We start from the raw sequence: 15859 nt of genomic DNA on the forward strand, positions 1-15859 counted from the left end.
AGGCCATTTTGGCTGCATGCGCTAGTGCATCATGCCTGGGTAGCTATCAAAAAGAGAGTGATTGGGGTTGGCGTTGTGCCGCCCGTGGGGCCGGTGGATCAGGCGCTCAGTCCCCGCCGCCGCCACAACCGCCGCCGTCGCCCCCGCCATCCCCGCCGCCGTCACTGCCTGCATCCGAACTCTCGGCACCGCCAAAGTCGCCCGAGCTGCCGCTGTAGCTGCCGTCCGAAAAACTGGTGCCGCAGTAGCTGTCGCCGCCGCTGCCGCCCGCGTCGCTCTTGCGGGCAATGTCGGAGCAGTCGGGCACGTAGCTGAAGCCTCCGGCAATGGCGAACTTGGCGTCCAGCGCAAACAGCAGGGGCAGGCGGCTGGGCGCCTTGGGGTCGATGGACTCTTCCTTGCACACCCAGTACCAGCAGCGGCGCAGGCCGTCGTTGTGGCGCGCCTTGTGGCCCAGCGCCTCGGCGGGGGTGTGGTGCAGGAAGAACCCCAGCGCGTTCTGGCACCACAGCTTGTACGCCTGGGTGTGCAGGATGAACTCGTGCCACAGCGCATCGACCGCCTTGGAGGGCATGGCCACAAACTGCTGGTTGCTGCGCAGGCAGGCCATGAAGAACTGGCGCAGGCCGCGTTCGACCAGCTCACAGTCTCGGGTGCTCAGATGGGGGTAGGTCTCGCGCAGCTTGCGCTGCAGAAAGCGGGGCAGGGGAGCCTCGCGGATGTAACGCTGGCGCACGGCGTTGGTCCACTGGATCACTAGCGCCGTGAAGATCACGGTGGCAATGAAGTACAGGACCCAGGGCCAGCGCAGGCGCCAGGCGCCGACAAAGATGCCAAGGATGGCTGCCACCCACACCCCAATGGCCAGCAGCATGACCTTGCCGCCCCAGCGCAGCAGAATGTTTTCGATCCGTGTCATCGTCCCTCCTTCTTTTTGTTGTTGTGTATGGCGATTTCACGGCAGCCATGTGACTGATTTGTGACGACTTGCAGGGTGTCGTCAAACCGTCACAGGCGCCATGTGCTGTGCTTTTGCAAGAGAGGCAAGCCGCAGGGGGCGGAAGAGGTGCCGGTCGATGACGCCGGGCGCCATACCAACGGAGCTAACGGCGCTTGCTGCCCCCGCCAAAGATGCCGCCCAGCACACCCCGCAAAATCTCCTTGCCAATCGTGGTGCCCATGGTGCGCACGGCGGACTTGGCCATGGTCTGCGCCAGGCCATCGCGTTTGCCGCCGCGTGGGCCGGTGCTGCCAAACAGCACATCGTTCAGCCCGCCCAGCAGGCCCCCGCCTTCTTCGGCGGGCGTGCCGGCGGCCACCTTGCCGTTGCCACCGCCCGCTGCATTGCCTGCCTGCGTGCCGGCTTCAGCTGCGCGGCCCTTGAGTTTTTCGTAGGCGGACTCGCGGTCCACCATTTTTTCGTACACACCCGCCACCAGCGAGCTGGCCATCAGCGCCTGGCGCTGCTGCGGCGTGATGGGGCCCAGCTGGCTGCCGGGCGGCAGCACAAACACACGCTCGGTCACGCTGGGGCGGCCCTTGGCGTCCAAAAAGCTCACCAGCGCCTCGCCCACGGCCAGCTCGGTGATGGCGGTTTCGATGTCCAGACCCGGCTTTTGCCGCATGGTGGTGGCCGTGGCCTTCACGGCTTTCTGGTCACGCGGGGTGAAGGCGCGCAGCGCGTGCTGCACGCGATTGCCCAGCTGGGCCAGCACGCTGTCGGGGATGTCGAGCGGATTCTGGGTGACGAAATACACACCCACGCCCTTGGACCGCACCAGTCGCACCACCAGCTCGATGCGCTCGATGAGCACTTTGGGCGCCTCGTTGAAAAGCAGGTGGGCCTCGTCGAAGAAGAACACCAGTTTGGGCTGCTCGGGGTCGCCGATCTCAGGCAGCTGCTCGAACAGCTCTGACAGCATCCACAAGAGGAACGTCGCATACAGGCGCGGCGAATTCATGAGCTTGTCGGCCGCCAGGATATTCACCACGCCATGGCCGTCCACGGTCTGCATGAAATCCTGGATGTTGAGCATGGGCTCGCCAAAGAACTGCGTACCGCCCTGCTGCTCGATCTGCAGCAGGCCGCGCTGGATGGCGCCCACGCTGGCGGCGCTCACGTTGCCGTACTCGGTGGTGAAGTCCTTGGCGTTGTCGCCCACATATTGCAGCATGGCGCGCAGGTCCTTCAGGTCCAGCAGCAGCATGCCGTTGTCGTCGGCGATCTTGAACACCAGGTTGAGTACGCCCAGCTGTGTTTCGTTCAGGTTGAGCATGCGGCCCAGCAGCAGCGGGCCCATGTCGGACACCGTGGCGCGCACCGGATGGCCCTGTTCCCCAAACACATCCCACAGCGTGGTGGGGCAGGCGAGGGGTTCTGGCAGGTCCAGGCCGCGCTCCTTGAGCACCGTCGCCAGTTTGTCGCCGATCTTTCCGGGCTGGCTGGCGCCGGTCAGGTCGCCCTTCACGTCGGCCATGAACACCGGCACGCCAATGCGCGAGAAGTTTTCGGCCAGGGTTTGCAGGGTCACGGTCTTGCCGGTGCCGGTGGCGCCGGTGATAAGCCCGTGCCGGTTGGCCAGGCCGGGCAACAGGTGGCATTCGATGGTGTCGTGCTTGGCAATCAGGAGGGGTTCAGCCATTTCGGGTTTCCTCGGGGTGAGGGAGCCTCTGCACGCGTCGCGCGCCGTGTGCATCTGCGGTCTCGGGCGGCCTGCTGCGTTACAAATGCTCGCAATAGCTGTGGCTATTGCTGCGCTTTGTGCCTGGCAGCCCATCCCGATCCACAGCGCCCACTTTCCGCGCGAAGCGTGCAGAGGTTCCCTGGGTTCAGCAAAAAGTAAAATCCACTGAGTAGATTAAATCAATACACCAAGTACAGAAGGACTTCCCGTGGCAGGACACAGTAAATGGGCGAATATCCAGCACCGCAAAGGGCGCCAGGATGAAAAACGCGGCAAGATCTGGACCCGCATCATTCGTGAAATCACTGTGGCCGCCCGCGCCGGTGGCGGTGACCTGTCAGCCAACCCCCGCCTGCGCCTGGCGGTGGACAAGGCCAAGGCGGCCAACATGCCCGCCGACCGCATCAAATACAACATCGACAAGGCCACGGGCAACGCCGAAGGCCTGACCTACGAAGAAATCCGCTACGAAGGCTACGGCATTGGCGGCGCAGCCATCATGATCGACACCATGACCGACAACCGCGTGCGCACCGTGGCCGAAGTGCGCCATGCGTTCAGCAAACACGGTGGCAACATGGGCACCGAAGGCTCGGTGGTGTTCCAGTTCAAGCACTGCGGCCAGCTGATCTTTGCCCCTGGTACCAGCGAAGACAAGGTGATGGAAGTGGCGCTGGAGGCGGGCGCTGAAGACGTGGTGACCGACGAAGACGGCGCGGTTGAGGTGCTGACCGCCCCAGCCGACTTTGAAGCGGTAAAGAACGCGCTGGAGGCCGCAGGCCTGACTGCCGAAGTGGCGGGCGTGACCATGCGGCCTGAAAACACCATCGAACTGACCGGCGAAGACGTCGCCAAGATGCAGAAGCTGCTGGATGTGCTGGAAGACCTGGACGACACCCAGGAGGTTTATCACAACGCGGCATTGTGACTCCGCCCCCTAGAGCACCGCTTTTTCTTGCCCTGACCTGTTTTCCGACTGATATTCCCTCGAACCCTGCCCGGCAGCGCTGCGCTGCGGGCCAGGTTCACCAAAGGTTCCTATGAAAGTACTTGTGATTGGTGGCGGCGGCCGTGAACACGCGATGGCGTGGAAACTGAGCCAGTCCCCCAAGGTGACCAAGGTGTTTGTGGCACCCGGCAACGGTGGCACGGCGCTGAACCCCAAGCTCGAAAACGTGGCGATCTCCGACGTGCGCGAACTGCGCGCGTGGGCCCAGGCCGAGAAGATCGCGCTGACGGTGGTGGGCCCCGAGGCGCCACTGGCGGCTGGTGTGGTCGATGAGTTCCGTGCCAACGGCCTGCGCATCTTCGGCCCCACCAAGGCGGCAGCACAGCTCGAAAGCTCCAAGGCCTTCTCTAAGGCCTTCATGCGCCGCCATGGCATCCCCACGGCCGACTACGACACCTTTACCGACCCGGTCGCCGCCCACGCGTTTGTGGATCGGCTGGGTGCACCCATCGTCATCAAGGCCGACGGCCTGGCAGCGGGCAAGGGCGTGGTCGTGGCCATGACGCTGCAGGAAGCCCACGACGCCGTGGACTTCATGCTGGTGGACAACAAATATGGCGTGACGCACAACGAAGGCGGCGCGCGCGTGGTGATCGAGGAATTCCTCGAAGGCGAAGAAGCCAGTTTCATCGTGCTGTGCGACGGCAAGAACGTGCTGGCCCTGGCCACCAGCCAGGACCACAAGCGCTTGAAGGACGGCGACGAAGGCCCCAACACCGGCGGCATGGGCGCTTATTCGCCCGCCCCCGTGGTCACGGCCGATGTGCATGCCCGCGCGATGCGCGAAATCATCCTGCCCACCATCCGGGGCATGGAAAAGGACGGCATTCCTTATACCGGCTTCCTGTATGCCGGCCTGATGATCGACGCCAAGGGCCAGCCCAAGACGCTCGAATTCAATTGCCGCATGGGTGACCCCGAAACGCAGCCCATCCTGATGCGCCTGAAAAGCGACTTCAGCGACGTGATGGCCGCTGCTGCTGACGGCAAACTCGACCAGATGGAACTGCAATGGGACCGCCGCACCGCGCTGGGCGTGGTCATGGCCGCCCATGGCTACCCGGAGAATCCGCGCAAGGGTGACCCCATCACTGGCCTGCCGGCTGAGGCGGACGATGCCGTGGTGTTCCATGCGGGCACGCAGCTGAAGGATGGTGTGGTCAGCGTGACCGGTGGCCGGGTGTTGTGCGTGACGGTGCTGGCCGACAGCGTCAAGCAGGCGCAGCAACGTGCGTATGACGTGGCACGCGGCATCCAGTTTGATGGCGCGCAGTACCGCCGCGACATTGGCTTCCGTGCCCTGAAAAGCTGATGGCAGACGCTCAGACCCTGAACCCTGCCGACACGGTGACCCGCGTGCGCGGCTACTTGGTGGGCCTTCAGGCCCGCATCACCGATGCGCTGGAAGCCGTGGAAGCCGCTGAAGGTGAGGGCGGCGCACGCTTTCTGGGCGATGCCTGGAGCAAGCCGCCCGGCGAGCCGCTGCAGGGTGATGGCATCACCAAGATCATGGAGGGCGGCCGCGTGTTCGAGCGCGCGGGTTGCGGCTTCAGCCACGTACGCGGCCCGCAGCTGCCGCCTTCGGCTACGCAGCATCGGCCCGAGCTGGCGGGTGCGCCGTTCGAGGCCATGGGTGTGTCGCTGGTATTCCACCCGCGCAACCCGTATGTGCCCACGGTGCACATGAACGTGCGCATGATCGCCGCCGGCCACCCCGGTCAGGCACCCACCTGCTGGTTTGGCGGCGGCATGGACCTCACGCCGTACTACGGGTTTGAAGAAGACGCGGTGCACTTTCACCGCACCTGCCGCGATGCGCTCAGTGCCTTTGGCGACGACAAGTACCCCCGCTTCAAGCAATGGTGCGACGAGTACTTTTATCTCAAGCACCGCAACGAGCAGCGCGGCGTGGGCGGCGTGTTCTATGACGATTTCTCGGAGCTGGGCTTTGAACAAAGCCTGGCGATGACGCAGTCGGTGGGAGACGCTTTCCTCGGCGCCTACCTGCCCATCGTAGAGAAACGTCGGGGCATGCCTCACGGCGAGCGCGAACGCGACTTCCAGCTTTATCGCCGGGGCCGCTATGTCGAGTTCAACCTGGTGTGGGATCGGGGTACACACTTTGGCCTGCAGTCGGGCGGGCGAACCGAGTCCATTTTGCTGTCCATGCCGCCGCTTGTGTCTTGGTCTTACCAGCGCTCTGACGCAGCCGATTCGGCCGAAGCCGACCTCACGCAGCGCTTTTTGGTGCGGCGCGACTGGCTGGCTGAAGGCCTTGGCACAGCGCAGTCAATGGCCTGAAAAACGCAAAAGCTATAATTTCAATAGCTGCCAGCGCTTTTCACATGAGCGCAAGAGGTCAAAAACACCTCATATTGCTGCAGCGCCCCAGCACAACACCCGCGCAACACTCAAGGCCCAGCCCGCTGGCTGCGCGATGCGTTGCACGCTATATTGATTCCATTCCCTCTCTATTCACCGCCTGATGACCACCTCCACCAAATCGGAAACAGCTGCCAAAAAAGACGTCACCAAACTCCAGCGCGCCATTGTTGATGGCCTGGAAGACGTCAAGGCGCAAGACATCCAGGTCTTCAACACCGAGCATCTCTCGCCGCTGTTTGAACGGGTGATCGTGGCATCGGGCACCTCCAACCGCCAGACCAAGGCCCTGGCCGCCAGCGTACGCGACGCGGTCAAGGAGGCAGGGTTCTCCAAGCCCCGCATCGAAGGCGAAGACAACGGCGAATGGATCATCGTGGACTGCGGCGCGGCTGTGGCGCACATCATGCAACCGGCCATCCGCCAGTACTACCGCCTGGAAGAGCTGTGGGGCGACACCCCCGTGCGCCTGAAGCTTGGCGCAGCCAAGCCGGTGTCCAGCGCGGCCACAGAGTTGGCCGAGAAGAAGTCGGCCCAGAAGGCGGCCAAGTCGGACGCCAAGGCGGCAGGCAAGGCGCCCGCCAAGAAGGCGGCGGCCCCCACCGTAGCCGCCCGTTCGGGCAAGGCCACCGTCAAGGCGGTCGCCAAGACCGCTGCGAAGACTGCTGCCAAAACAGCCCCCAAGCCCGCTGCAAAAACTGCGGTCAAGGCTGCACCTGCCAAATCGGCTGCCAAGACAAGCACCGCCAAGCCAGCCAGCAAGACCACTGGCGCAGTTGCCACCAAGAAGCCCGCAGCCACCAAGACCCCCGTCAAGACGGTGGTGGTCAAGCCCGGTGGCGCCAAGAAGCCTGCGGCCAAGAAGTCGCCAGCTGCCAAGTCCCCTGCGCGCGCAGCTGCCAAGCCAGCCTCCGCATCGGGCTCCAAGCCCGCGGCCAAGAAGGCACCTGCTCGCAGCAAGGACTGATCCGTTTCAGCTGCTGCGCGCTCCATCGCTTGCGCGCGGCGGCGGTGACTCCCTCACGCATCCAGGTTGATCCATGAAGCTGCTGATAGTGGCGGTCGGTCAGCGGGTCCCCGACTGGGCGCAGACCGCGTACGACGATTACGCCAAACGTTTTCCACCTGAACTCAAGGTCGAGCTCAAGGCCGTCAAGACCGAGCCACGCGGCTCCAAGACGCTGGAGACGCTCTATGCCGCCGAGCGCGAGCGCATCGAAGCCGCCATTCCGCGTGGCACGCGCGTGGTGGCACTGGACGAGCGCGGTACCAACCTCACCACCAAGGCCCTGGCCGAACGGCTCAAGGGCTGGCAACTGGGCGGTGACGACGTGGCATTGGTCATCGGTGGCCCCGACGGGCTGGACCCGGCCTTTCGCCAGGGTGCGCACGAGCGCATCCGCCTCTCGGACCTGACTTTGCCGCACGCCATGGTGCGGGTGCTGCTCATCGAGCAGCTGTACCGCGCCTGGTCGGTGAACGCCGGGCATCCTTACCATCGTGAATGAAGCAGACCCTTTGCGATGATGGTCTGTGCTACTCCTGTTTTCATAGCTGCTAGCGCTTGATGACTAAGCGCTAGAGCTGATTTTTATTCAAAATCCGTTCATGCCCGACTTCATCTACCTCGCCTCCCAGAGCCCGCGCCGCCGCCAGTTGCTTGAACAGTTGGGCGTGCGCCACGAACTGCTGCTGCCCAACGTGGATGGCGACGAGCCCGAAGACGCTGAAGCCATCGAGGTGGTGCTGCCTGGCGAAGCGCCCACAGCGTATGTGGAGCGCGTGACGGCGCTCAAGCTCGACGCGGCCGTGGCCCGGCGCGCAAGGCGCCAGTTACCGGATGCGCCCATCCTGTGTTCCGACACCACCGTGGCCCTGGGCCGCACCATCTATGGCAAGCCCGACGATGCCGCGCATGCGGCACGCATGCTGGCTGAACTGGCAGGGCACGAGCACCGCGTGCTGACCGCCGTGGCTCTGCAGGTAGGCACCAAACGGCTGACGGCCCTGTCGGTATCGCGCGTCACTTTCGCGCCCATGGCACCTGCGCAGATCGAGGCGTATGTGGCTACGGGCGAGCCGCTGGGCAAGGCAGGCGCCTACGGCATCCAGGGCCGGGCGGCGGCGTATGTGGAGCACCTGGCGGGCAGCTATTCGGGCATCATGGGGCTGCCGATGTACGAGACCGCGCAGCTGCTGCGCGCAGCGGGCTTTGCGATCTGAGCGACGCCAACCAAAGACAACAACAACGCCATGCAACAAGACATCCTGATCAATTGGTCCCCCCAGGAAACCCGGGTGGCCGTGGTGGAGCACGGCGCCGTGCAGGAGCTGCACATCGAGCGCACGCTGGAGCGCGGTCTGGTCGGCAATGTCTATCTGGGCAAGGTCTCGCGCGTGCTGCCAGGCATGCAGTCGGCCTTTATCGACATCGGGCTGGAGCGTGCCGCCTTCTTGCACGTGGCTGATGTGTGGCAGCGCCAGCCCGATGGCGAGCCGCCCGCATTTGCTCGCAAGAACGAGCCGCAGGTACCGATCGAAAAGCAGGTGTTCGAGGGCCAGGCGCTCATGGTGCAGGTCATCAAGGACCCGATTGGCACCAAGGGCGCGCGGTTGTCCACGCAGATCAGCATTGCCGGTCGCCTGCTGGTGTTTTTGCCGCAGGACGACCATGTGGGCGTGTCGCAGAAAATCCCTCCCGCCGAGCGCGATGCGCTGCGCGCGCGGCTGCAGGCGCTGGTGGGCGACAAGTCCACGGGCGGTGGCGGCGGCTTCATTCTGCGCACCAACGGCGAAGATTCCACCGATGCCGAGCTGGCCGAAGACATCGCCTACCTGCGCAAGACCTGGGCGCGCATCAAGGAGGCATCGCTCAAGCTGCCCGCCATGTCGCTGTTGCACCAGGACCTGGACCTGCTGCAGCGTGTGCTGCGCGATCTGGTGGGCGACCACACGCAGACCATCCGCCTGGATTCGATGGAGCAGTTCCAGCGCCTGCGCGCGTTCGGGCAGGAGTTCATGCCCGCAGCCGCTGGCAAGCTGCAGCACTACAAGGGCGAGCGGCCGATTTTTGACCTGTACTCCATTGACGAAGAGGTGGCCAAGGCCCTGGGCCGCCGGGTCGATTTGAAATCGGGCGGCTACCTCATCGTGGACCAGACCGAGGCGCTGACCACCATTGACGTGAACACCGGCGGCTACGTGGGTGCGCGTAATTTTGACGACACCATCTTCAAGACCAACCTGGAGGCCGCGCAAGCCATTGCGCGCCAGCTGCGTCTGCGCAACCTGGGCGGCATCATCATCGTGGACTTCATCGACATGGTGCGGGACGACCACCAGCAGGCCGTGCTGTCGGAGTTCAAAAAGCAGCTGGCCCGCGACAGGGTCAAGACCATGTCATCTGGCACCTTCTCGCAACTGGGTCTGGTGGAGATGACGCGCAAGCGCACCCGCGAATCACTGGCCCACATGCTGTGCGAGCCCTGCGAGGTGTGCCAGGGCAAGGGCAGCGTCAAAACCGCGCGCAGCGTGTGCTACGACATCCTGCGCGAGATCCTGCGCGAAGCCCGCCAATTCAACCCGCGCGAGTTCCGCGTGGTGGCGTCCGCGCGGGTGGTGGAGCTGTTCCTGGACGAAGAAAGCCAGCACCTGGCCGGCCTCTCGGACTTCATCAAAAAACCCATCTCGCTGCAGGCCGAAAGCGCGATGGGGCAGGAGCAGTACGACATCGTGCTGCTGTAGCAGCAGCGTTGATCGACCGCGCGCTCAGAGGCTGAGAGTTTTTTAGCCAAGCCCGAAAGGCGCGCGAAAACGCCTCGGATCGAGGCGCAAAGCACAGCCATAGCTCGGGCTATGGCGAGCATTTGCAACGAAGAGCCGGGGCGTTTTGGCGTGCAAGGCGGGCATGGATAGAAGACTCTTAGCCTCTCAGGCCTCGATTTGCATCGCTGGGCGCGCCTGCACACGCGCCAGCCAGGCCTGCACATGCGGGTGTGCATTGACGGGTGCACCCAGGTACACGCTGTAGCCCAGCACCGACCCCACCACCAGATCCACCAGCGAATAGTCCGCGCCCAGCATCCAGGGCTGGGCGGCCAGGCGGGCATCCAGCAGGGTGAGCAGGTCGTTCAGCCCCGCTGTGGCTGCCTGTGCATGGGCAGGGCTGCACAGCGCCTCTTCGCCCTGCGTGGCCAACTGCAGGCGCACCAGCACCGTGCCATAGGTCACGTACGCCCAGGTGCACCACGACAGCGCCTGCAACGCCTCGGGCGTGCCGGCGGCAGGCCACAGGCCACGCTCGATGCCGTAGCGATGGCCCAGCCACAAGTGGATGGCCAGGGCCTCGAACATGGGCGCACCGTCCACCGTCAGCGTGGGGACCTTGCCGTTGGGGTTCAGGGCGAGATATTCGGGGCGGCGCTGCTCACCGGTGCGGATGTCGATCTTCACGCGCTCGTGGGGTACGCCCAGCTCGGTGAGTGCGCAGGCAATCGGGGTGGCGCTGGACATGGGGTGCCAGTAAAGGACGATGGACATGGAAAACTCCTTGGTCGTGGTGGAAGAAAAGGTGGAGTCACTGTAAGAACCATTGCGGACAATTTCAGTCCTCAATTCAACGTACAGTGGCGGCATGCTCAGTTCTTCCACACGCCTGTTGCGCCTGCTGTCCCTGCTGCAAACCCGCAGCCACTGGATGGGCCCCGAGCTGGCCGAGCGGCTGGAAGTGCATCCGCGCACGCTGCGGCGCGACATCGACCGCCTGCGCCAGCTGGGCTACCCGGTGCAGGCCAGCAGTGGCGTGGCGGGCGGCTATGCCTTTCGCGCGGGGCAGGCGTTGCCCCCGTTGCTGCTAGACGATGAAGAAGCCCTGGCCGTATCGATTGCGCTGCGCACCGCCACTGCGGGCGCCGTGGGCGGCATTGAAGAGCCCGCCTTGCGTGCCTTGGTGAAACTGGAGCAGGCCATGCCCCTGCGGCTGCGTGAGCAGGTGGACGCGTTGCGCTCCACCATCCTGCCGCTGGACCGCACCGGGCCCGTGGTGGAGGCCACGTTGCTGGCCACGCTGGCATCGGCCTGCCGCGACCAGTTGCGGCTTGGCTTCTCGTACGAAGACGGCAAGGGGCGCGCTACCCAGCGCTCGGTGGAGCCACAGGGCGTGGTGCACACCGGCATGCGCTGGTACCTGGTGGCGTGGGACTGCGACCGTGGCGACTGGCGCACCTTTCGCATCGACCGCATGGTGGCAAAGCCCGAAGTCGGCGCGCATTTCTCGCCGCGCCCCGGGCCGGACGGCGGCGACCTCAAGGCGTACGTGTCGCGCTCCATCACCGCAGCACCGCACCCCGACCAGGCGCGGGTGGTGCTGCATGCCCCTTATGCAGAAATGGCGAGGCGCATTCCGCAGTCGGCCGGTGTGGTCACAACGCTGGCCAACGGGCAGCAGTGCCAGCTGGAATGCGCGGCCAGCGATGCCCTGGTGTTCTGGCTCATGGCGCTGGACGTGGAGTTTGAGGTGCTGGCGCCCGCGTCGCTGCAGGAGCGGCTGCGCGTGGTGGGGGAGCGGGCGTTGCGTTGCACTGGCGCGCGCAGTTCGTGAGTTGGCGTCAGGGTACGAACCGGTACCCGATACCCGCCTCGGTCCGCAAGTGCCGGGGCATGGAGGCGTTGTCCTCCACCTTCTTGCGCAGGTTGGCCATGTGCACGCGCACGTAGTGCGTGTCTTCAGCATGGCCTGGGCCCCATACGGCCTTGAGCAGCTGGGCGTGGGTGATGACGCGGTCGGGCTGGGAGGCCAGGTAGGTGAGCAGCTTGTATTCGATGGGCGTGAGGTGCAGGGCCTCGCTGCCATCGCCTTCGCCATTGCTTTGCGTGCGGCGCTCCACCGTACGGCGGGCAAGGTCCACGGTGATGGGGCCGAACTGGATGACGGGTGTGGCTTCGGCGCCGGATGTCCTTTGGCTGCGCCGCAGCTGCGCGCGCACGCGGGCCATCAGCTCGCCCGAGCCAAAGGGTTTGACCAGGTAGTCGTCGGCCCCAGCGTCCAGCGCCGCGATCTTGCTGGTTTCGGCGCTGCGGGCCGAGAGCACGATGATGGGCATGGCCGACCAGGTGCGCAGGTCGCGGATCAAATCGACGCCATCCCCATCGGGCAGCCCCAGGTCCAGCACCACCAGGTCGGGGCGGCGGGTGCCGGCTTCGATCAGGCCGCGCTGCAGGGTCGCGGCCTCGTGCACGGTGTGGCCTTCGGTCTCCAGCGTCAGGCGCACAAAGCGGCGGATATCGGCTTCGTCTTCAACGATGAGGATGTGCGTGGGCAGGTCGGTCATGGCATGGCATGGCATGGATGCAAGGGTGTCAGGCGTCGGCGTCATCGCCCAGGTCGGTGGGCGGTGTGCCGCGTGGCAGCAGCAGCGTAAAGCGCGCCCCGGCAGCCTGGCCTTGAGCGTTCAAGATCGTATCGCCTCGGATGCTGCCACCATGCGCCTGCACGATGGCGCGGCAGATGGCCAGCCCCAGGCCGACGCCGGGCGTCGCGCTCTCGCGGGCGCCGCGCTCGAACTTTTCAAACAGCAACTCTTCGCGCCCTTTGGGCAGGCCAGGACCTTCGTCGGTGAGGGTCAGTGCCACCGCGTCGCTTTGGGGCTGCGCGCTGATGTGGAGGGTGGTGTCTGCGGGCGTGTACTTGGCGGCGTTTTCCAGCAGGTTGACCAGCACGCGCTCCATCAGCACGGCATCGATTTGCAGCAATGGCAGGGCGTCGGGCAGTGTCACTTCAACCCGGTGCGCAGCGATGGCCGGGGCACCGGCGGCGAGGGCGCTGCCCACCACTTCTTCCAGCGGCTGCCAGGCCTTGTTGAGTTGTACGGCCCCAGCCTCCAGGCGGGCCATGTCCAGCAAGTTGTTGACCAGTGCGCTCATGCGCTGGGCCGATTGCTGGATGGCCCCGGTCAACTCTTGTTGATGGGCAGGCAGGGGCGGCTGCACCATGGCCAGTGATTCGGCCAAGCCGACCAGTGAGGCCAGCGGCGTGCGCAAATCGTGCGAGATGGCCGACAGCAGCGAGTTGCGCAGCCGCTCGGACTCGATCTGCACGGTGCTCTTTTGCGCCACGTCGATGTAGTGGATGCGTTCGAGCGAAATGGCGAGCAGCGAGGCGCAGGTCTGCAGCAGGCGGCGCGGTTCTACACCTGGCACTTGGCTTTGCGGCATGGCCACCACCAGCACGCCACGGATGCGCATGGGCGCCTTGAGCGGCAGCACCAGCGTGGGGCTGGAGTGCAAGGTGTCCGTGCCCCGGCCAGCGGGCTCGCCGCGCTCGAATGCCCATTGCGCCACGGCCATGTCCACGGGGGCGGTGCCTCCGGGCAGCACCTGCAGGCGGTTGTCATCGTCAGCCACCACCAGCGTGCTGCCTGCGCTGAACTCGCCCGTGATGAAGCGTGCGCCAATCTCGGCCACCTGTTCGGGCAGTAGGGCGGCAGACAGGTCACGCGCCATGTCGTACAGGCTGCGCACGCGGTGTTCGCGGTCGGTGGCGGCCTCGGCCTGCACCTTGAGCCCGGCGGTGAGCTGGCCCACCACCAGGGCCACCACCAGCATCACCGCAAAGGTGACGACGTACTGCGCGTCGCTCACCGCAAAGTTGAAGCGGGGCGGCACAAAGAAGAAGTCAAAAAACCCCACGCCCAGGAACGCCGCCATGATGGCCGGGCCGCGACCAAAGCGCAGCGCCACCCCCACCACCACCAGCAAAAACAGCATGACGATGTTGGTCAGCTCCAGCACGTTGGCCAGCGGTGTGGCAATGACGGCGGCAATGCAGCAGGCCAGGGCGGCGGCGATGTAGCCGGGCCAGAATGCAGCGCGGGGGGCTGCGGTACTGGTGCGGATGGTTTTGCGTTCGGTGGTGTCGGCGCTGCGGCTGGGCAGTGTGCCCACCTGCAGCAGGTCCAGGTCGCTGGCACTTTGTCCGATCTGCTCGGCCAGCGTGGCCTGCCACGGCCAGCGCCGGGTGCTGCGCCCCATGACCACACGCACAAGGTTGTGTTCGCGCGCATAGCGCACCAGGGCCTGGGCGGGCTGGGCTGCGGGCAGCACGGCGCAGGCGGCGGCGCCCAGTTGCTGCGCGATCTTCAGCGTGCGCTCCACCTGCGGGTGCAGGGTGGCCGACTGGCCTTGCTGCTCGGGCGTTTCCACATGCACGGCGTGCCACGGCAGGTCGAGCTGGGCGGCCAGGCGGGCGCAGCTGCGCACCACCTTTTCGGCGTTGTCGCCCGTGCCCACGCAGGCCAACAGGGCTTCGCGGTTGGGCCACACGGCCTCTGGCGTGGTGGTGCTGGCGCGGCGGTAGGCGCGCATTTCGTCGTCCACGCGGTCGGCGGTGCGGCGCAGGGCCAGCTCACGCAGGGCCAGCAAGTTGCCTTTGCGAAAGAAGTTGGCAGCGGCACGCTCTGCCTGCTGGGGCAAGTAGACCTTGCCGGCTTTCAGGCGTGCCAGCAGTTCGTCGGGCGGCAGGTCGACCACCACCACTTCGTCGGCGGCGTCAAAAAACTGGTCGGGCACCGTCTCCCACACGCGGATGCCGGTGATACCGCTGACGATGTCGTTCAGGCTCTCCAGGTGCTGCACGTTCATGGTGGACCACACGTCGATGCCTGCGGCCAGCAGCTCTTCGGCGTCTTGCCAGCGCTTGGGGTGGCGCGATCCGGCCACGTTGCTGTGGGCCAGCTCGTCCAGCAGCACCAGGCCCTCGGGGTTCGCAGCGCCCCAGACCAGGGCGGCGTCCAGGTCAAACTCGGGCAGGGTGCGGTCTTTGTAGGGCAGGGCGCGCAGCGGCAGGCGCGGCAGGTGGGCGGTCAGCGCCTCGGTGTCGGTGCGGCCATGCGTTTCGACCACGCCGATGGTGACGGGCAGGCCCTGCGCCTGCGCCGCCCGGGCGGCGGACAGCATGGCAAAGGTCTTGCCCACCCCCGCACAGGCGCCAAAAAACACTTTGAGCCGCCCGCGCTGCTGCTGGGCCTGCTCTTGCTGGATGCGCTGCAGCAGCGCGTCGGGGTCGGGGCGATCCTGCATGGGCACAGTGTATCCACCAATTTGATGTCGAATAGGCCTCAAGCGCTAGTATCAATTGCGCTGATAGCTATTTATTTGATAGCGAATCGAGTGCCAGATTCAAGGCCAGAACGTTCACACGCGGCTCGCCCAGCAGGCCCAGCCAGGGGGTGTCGGTGTGCTGCTGCACCAAGGCTTGCACTTGTCCCACGGGCAGGCCTCTGGCACGGGCCACGCGTTCGCTCTGGTAGGCGGCGGCTGCCGGGCTGATGTGTGGGTCCAGCCCGCTGGCCGACGCGGTGACCAGGTCCACGGGCACGGGCCGGGTGTTGCCCGGGTCGGCGGCACGGAGCGCTTCAATGCGCGCCTTGACGGCATCGGTCAACGCCGGGTTGGTGGGGCCCAGATTGGAGCCACCCGAGGCCGATGCGTTGTAGGGCATGGGCGCTGTGGCCGATGGGCGGCCCCAGAAGTGGCCAGGCTCGGTGAACGACTGGCCGATCAGCTCGGAGCCCACTGCCTTGCCACCCTGGGTGATGAGGCTGCCGTTGGCCTGGTGCGGGAAGGCCGTTTGTGCGACACCGGTCACGGCCAGCGGGTAGAGCAGGCCGGTGACGATGGACAGCACGACGAACAGCGTGAGGGCAGGGCGCAGCAGGCCGCCTGGGCTGGCGGGCACGTCGTCGCGGGGGATACGGATAGGCATACGATTTTCCTTGTCAGTGATTAA

At 65.6% G+C, this 15859-nt stretch carries 14 protein-coding genes; 8 read left to right on the forward strand and 6 right to left on the reverse strand.

What is annotated here, in order from left to right:
• Nucleotides 1–106: 106 nt before the first annotated feature.
• Nucleotides 107–919, reverse strand: coding sequence for a hypothetical protein (locus C8C95_RS20090; RefSeq protein ID WP_116749734.1), 813 nt, complete (start codon nucleotides 917–919; stop codon nucleotides 107–109).
• Nucleotides 920–1103: 184 nt separating this feature from the next.
• Nucleotides 1104–2642, reverse strand: a complete 1539-nt coding sequence (locus tag C8C95_RS20095; protein ID WP_116749735.1) for a helicase HerA-like C-terminal domain-containing protein — start codon at nucleotides 2640–2642, stop codon at nucleotides 1104–1106.
• A 250-nt stretch (nucleotides 2643–2892) separates the two neighbouring features.
• Between C8C95_RS20095 and C8C95_RS20100 the strand changes: the two genes are divergently transcribed.
• From C8C95_RS20100 to rng, 7 genes are all read left to right on the forward strand, one after another.
• Complete coding sequence (locus C8C95_RS20100) at nucleotides 2893–3612, forward strand: YebC/PmpR family DNA-binding transcriptional regulator (protein WP_116749736.1); 720 nt, start codon at nucleotides 2893–2895, stop codon at nucleotides 3610–3612.
• Nucleotides 3613–3724: 112 nt separating this feature from the next.
• Nucleotides 3725–5005 (forward strand): phosphoribosylamine--glycine ligase, encoded by a 1281-nt coding sequence (gene purD, locus C8C95_RS20105; RefSeq protein ID WP_056062310.1) that lies wholly within the window; start codon nucleotides 3725–3727, stop codon nucleotides 5003–5005.
• Entirely contained in the window at nucleotides 5005–5994 is a 990-nt protein-coding gene (gene hemF, locus C8C95_RS20110) for an oxygen-dependent coproporphyrinogen oxidase (RefSeq protein ID WP_116749737.1), read from the forward strand. Before purD ends, hemF begins: the two co-directional genes overlap by 1 nt.
• Nucleotides 5995–6178: 184 nt before the next feature.
• A complete protein-coding gene (rsfS, locus tag C8C95_RS20115) occupies nucleotides 6179–7042 on the forward strand; it encodes a ribosome silencing factor (protein ID WP_116749738.1) in 864 nt (287 codons plus the stop codon).
• 73 nt (nucleotides 7043–7115) lie between these two features.
• On the forward strand, nucleotides 7116–7583 hold the full coding sequence (rlmH, locus tag C8C95_RS20120) for a 23S rRNA (pseudouridine(1915)-N(3))-methyltransferase RlmH (protein ID WP_010458753.1): 468 nt from the start codon (nucleotides 7116–7118) through the stop codon (nucleotides 7581–7583).
• A gap of 100 nt (nucleotides 7584–7683) precedes the next feature.
• Nucleotides 7684–8298 carry a Maf family protein gene (locus tag C8C95_RS20125; RefSeq protein ID WP_116749739.1) on the forward strand — a complete coding sequence of 205 codons (615 nt, stop codon included), beginning with the start codon at nucleotides 7684–7686 and terminating at the stop codon, nucleotides 8296–8298.
• 30 nt (nucleotides 8299–8328) lie between these two features.
• Complete coding sequence (gene rng / locus C8C95_RS20130; RefSeq protein WP_056062322.1) at nucleotides 8329–9819, forward strand: ribonuclease G; 1491 nt, start codon at nucleotides 8329–8331, stop codon at nucleotides 9817–9819.
• Nucleotides 9820–10005: 186 nt separating this feature from the next.
• On the opposite strand, the gene C8C95_RS20135 is transcribed toward rng, so the two are convergent.
• Entirely contained in the window at nucleotides 10006–10614 is a 609-nt protein-coding gene (locus C8C95_RS20135; protein WP_116749740.1) for a glutathione S-transferase family protein, read from the reverse strand.
• A gap of 94 nt (nucleotides 10615–10708) precedes the next feature.
• On the opposite strand from C8C95_RS20135, the gene C8C95_RS20140 reads away from it, so the two are divergent.
• Entirely contained in the window at nucleotides 10709–11674 is a 966-nt protein-coding gene (locus tag C8C95_RS20140; RefSeq protein ID WP_116749741.1) for a YafY family protein, read from the forward strand.
• Nucleotides 11675–11681: 7 nt separating this feature from the next.
• On the opposite strand, the gene C8C95_RS20145 is transcribed toward C8C95_RS20140, so the two are convergent.
• The 3 genes from C8C95_RS20145 to kdpC all read right to left on the reverse strand — a co-directional run bounded on the left by C8C95_RS20145 (nucleotide 11682) and on the right by kdpC (nucleotide 15835).
• Nucleotides 11682–12404 (reverse strand): response regulator, encoded by a 723-nt coding sequence (locus tag C8C95_RS20145; protein ID WP_116749742.1) that lies wholly within the window; start codon nucleotides 12402–12404, stop codon nucleotides 11682–11684.
• A 28-nt stretch (nucleotides 12405–12432) separates the two neighbouring features.
• Complete coding sequence (locus C8C95_RS20150; RefSeq protein WP_116749743.1) at nucleotides 12433–15150, reverse strand: DUF4118 domain-containing protein; 2718 nt, start codon at nucleotides 15148–15150, stop codon at nucleotides 12433–12435.
• 67 nt (nucleotides 15151–15217) lie between these two features.
• Nucleotides 15218–15835, reverse strand: coding sequence for a potassium-transporting ATPase subunit KdpC (gene kdpC, locus C8C95_RS20155; RefSeq protein ID WP_116749744.1), 618 nt, complete (start codon nucleotides 15833–15835; stop codon nucleotides 15218–15220).
• Between the last annotated feature and the right edge of the window lie 24 nt (nucleotides 15836–15859).

This window comes from Acidovorax sp. 99 (genome assembly GCF_003096455.1).
Lineage (GTDB): Bacteria > Pseudomonadota > Gammaproteobacteria > Burkholderiales > Burkholderiaceae_C > Acidovorax > Acidovorax delafieldii.

Coding starts and splice junctions, on each gene's coding strand:
- C8C95_RS20090 (WP_116749734.1), bottom strand. CDS start 919: ATGACACGGATCGAAAACATTCTGCTGCGCTGGGGCGGCAAGGTCATG.
- C8C95_RS20095 (WP_116749735.1), bottom strand. CDS start 2,642: ATGGCTGAACCCCTCCTGATTGCCAAGCACGACACCATCGAATGCCAC.
- purD (WP_056062310.1), top strand. CDS start 3,725: ATGAAAGTACTTGTGATTGGTGGCGGCGGCCGTGAACACGCGATGGCG.
- hemF (WP_116749737.1), top strand. CDS start 5,005: ATGGCAGACGCTCAGACCCTGAACCCTGCCGACACGGTGACCCGCGTG.
- rsfS (WP_116749738.1), top strand. CDS start 6,179: ATGACCACCTCCACCAAATCGGAAACAGCTGCCAAAAAAGACGTCACC.
- rlmH (WP_010458753.1), top strand. CDS start 7,116: ATGAAGCTGCTGATAGTGGCGGTCGGTCAGCGGGTCCCCGACTGGGCG.
- C8C95_RS20125 (WP_116749739.1), top strand. CDS start 7,684: ATGCCCGACTTCATCTACCTCGCCTCCCAGAGCCCGCGCCGCCGCCAG.
- rng (WP_056062322.1), top strand. CDS start 8,329: ATGCAACAAGACATCCTGATCAATTGGTCCCCCCAGGAAACCCGGGTG.
- C8C95_RS20135 (WP_116749740.1), bottom strand. CDS start 10,614: ATGTCCATCGTCCTTTACTGGCACCCCATGTCCAGCGCCACCCCGATT.
- C8C95_RS20140 (WP_116749741.1), top strand. CDS start 10,709: ATGCTCAGTTCTTCCACACGCCTGTTGCGCCTGCTGTCCCTGCTGCAA.
- C8C95_RS20145 (WP_116749742.1), bottom strand. CDS start 12,404: ATGACCGACCTGCCCACGCACATCCTCATCGTTGAAGACGAAGCCGAT.
- C8C95_RS20150 (WP_116749743.1), bottom strand. CDS start 15,150: ATGCAGGATCGCCCCGACCCCGACGCGCTGCTGCAGCGCATCCAGCAA.
- kdpC (WP_116749744.1), bottom strand. CDS start 15,835: ATGCCTATCCGTATCCCCCGCGACGACGTGCCCGCCAGCCCAGGCGGC.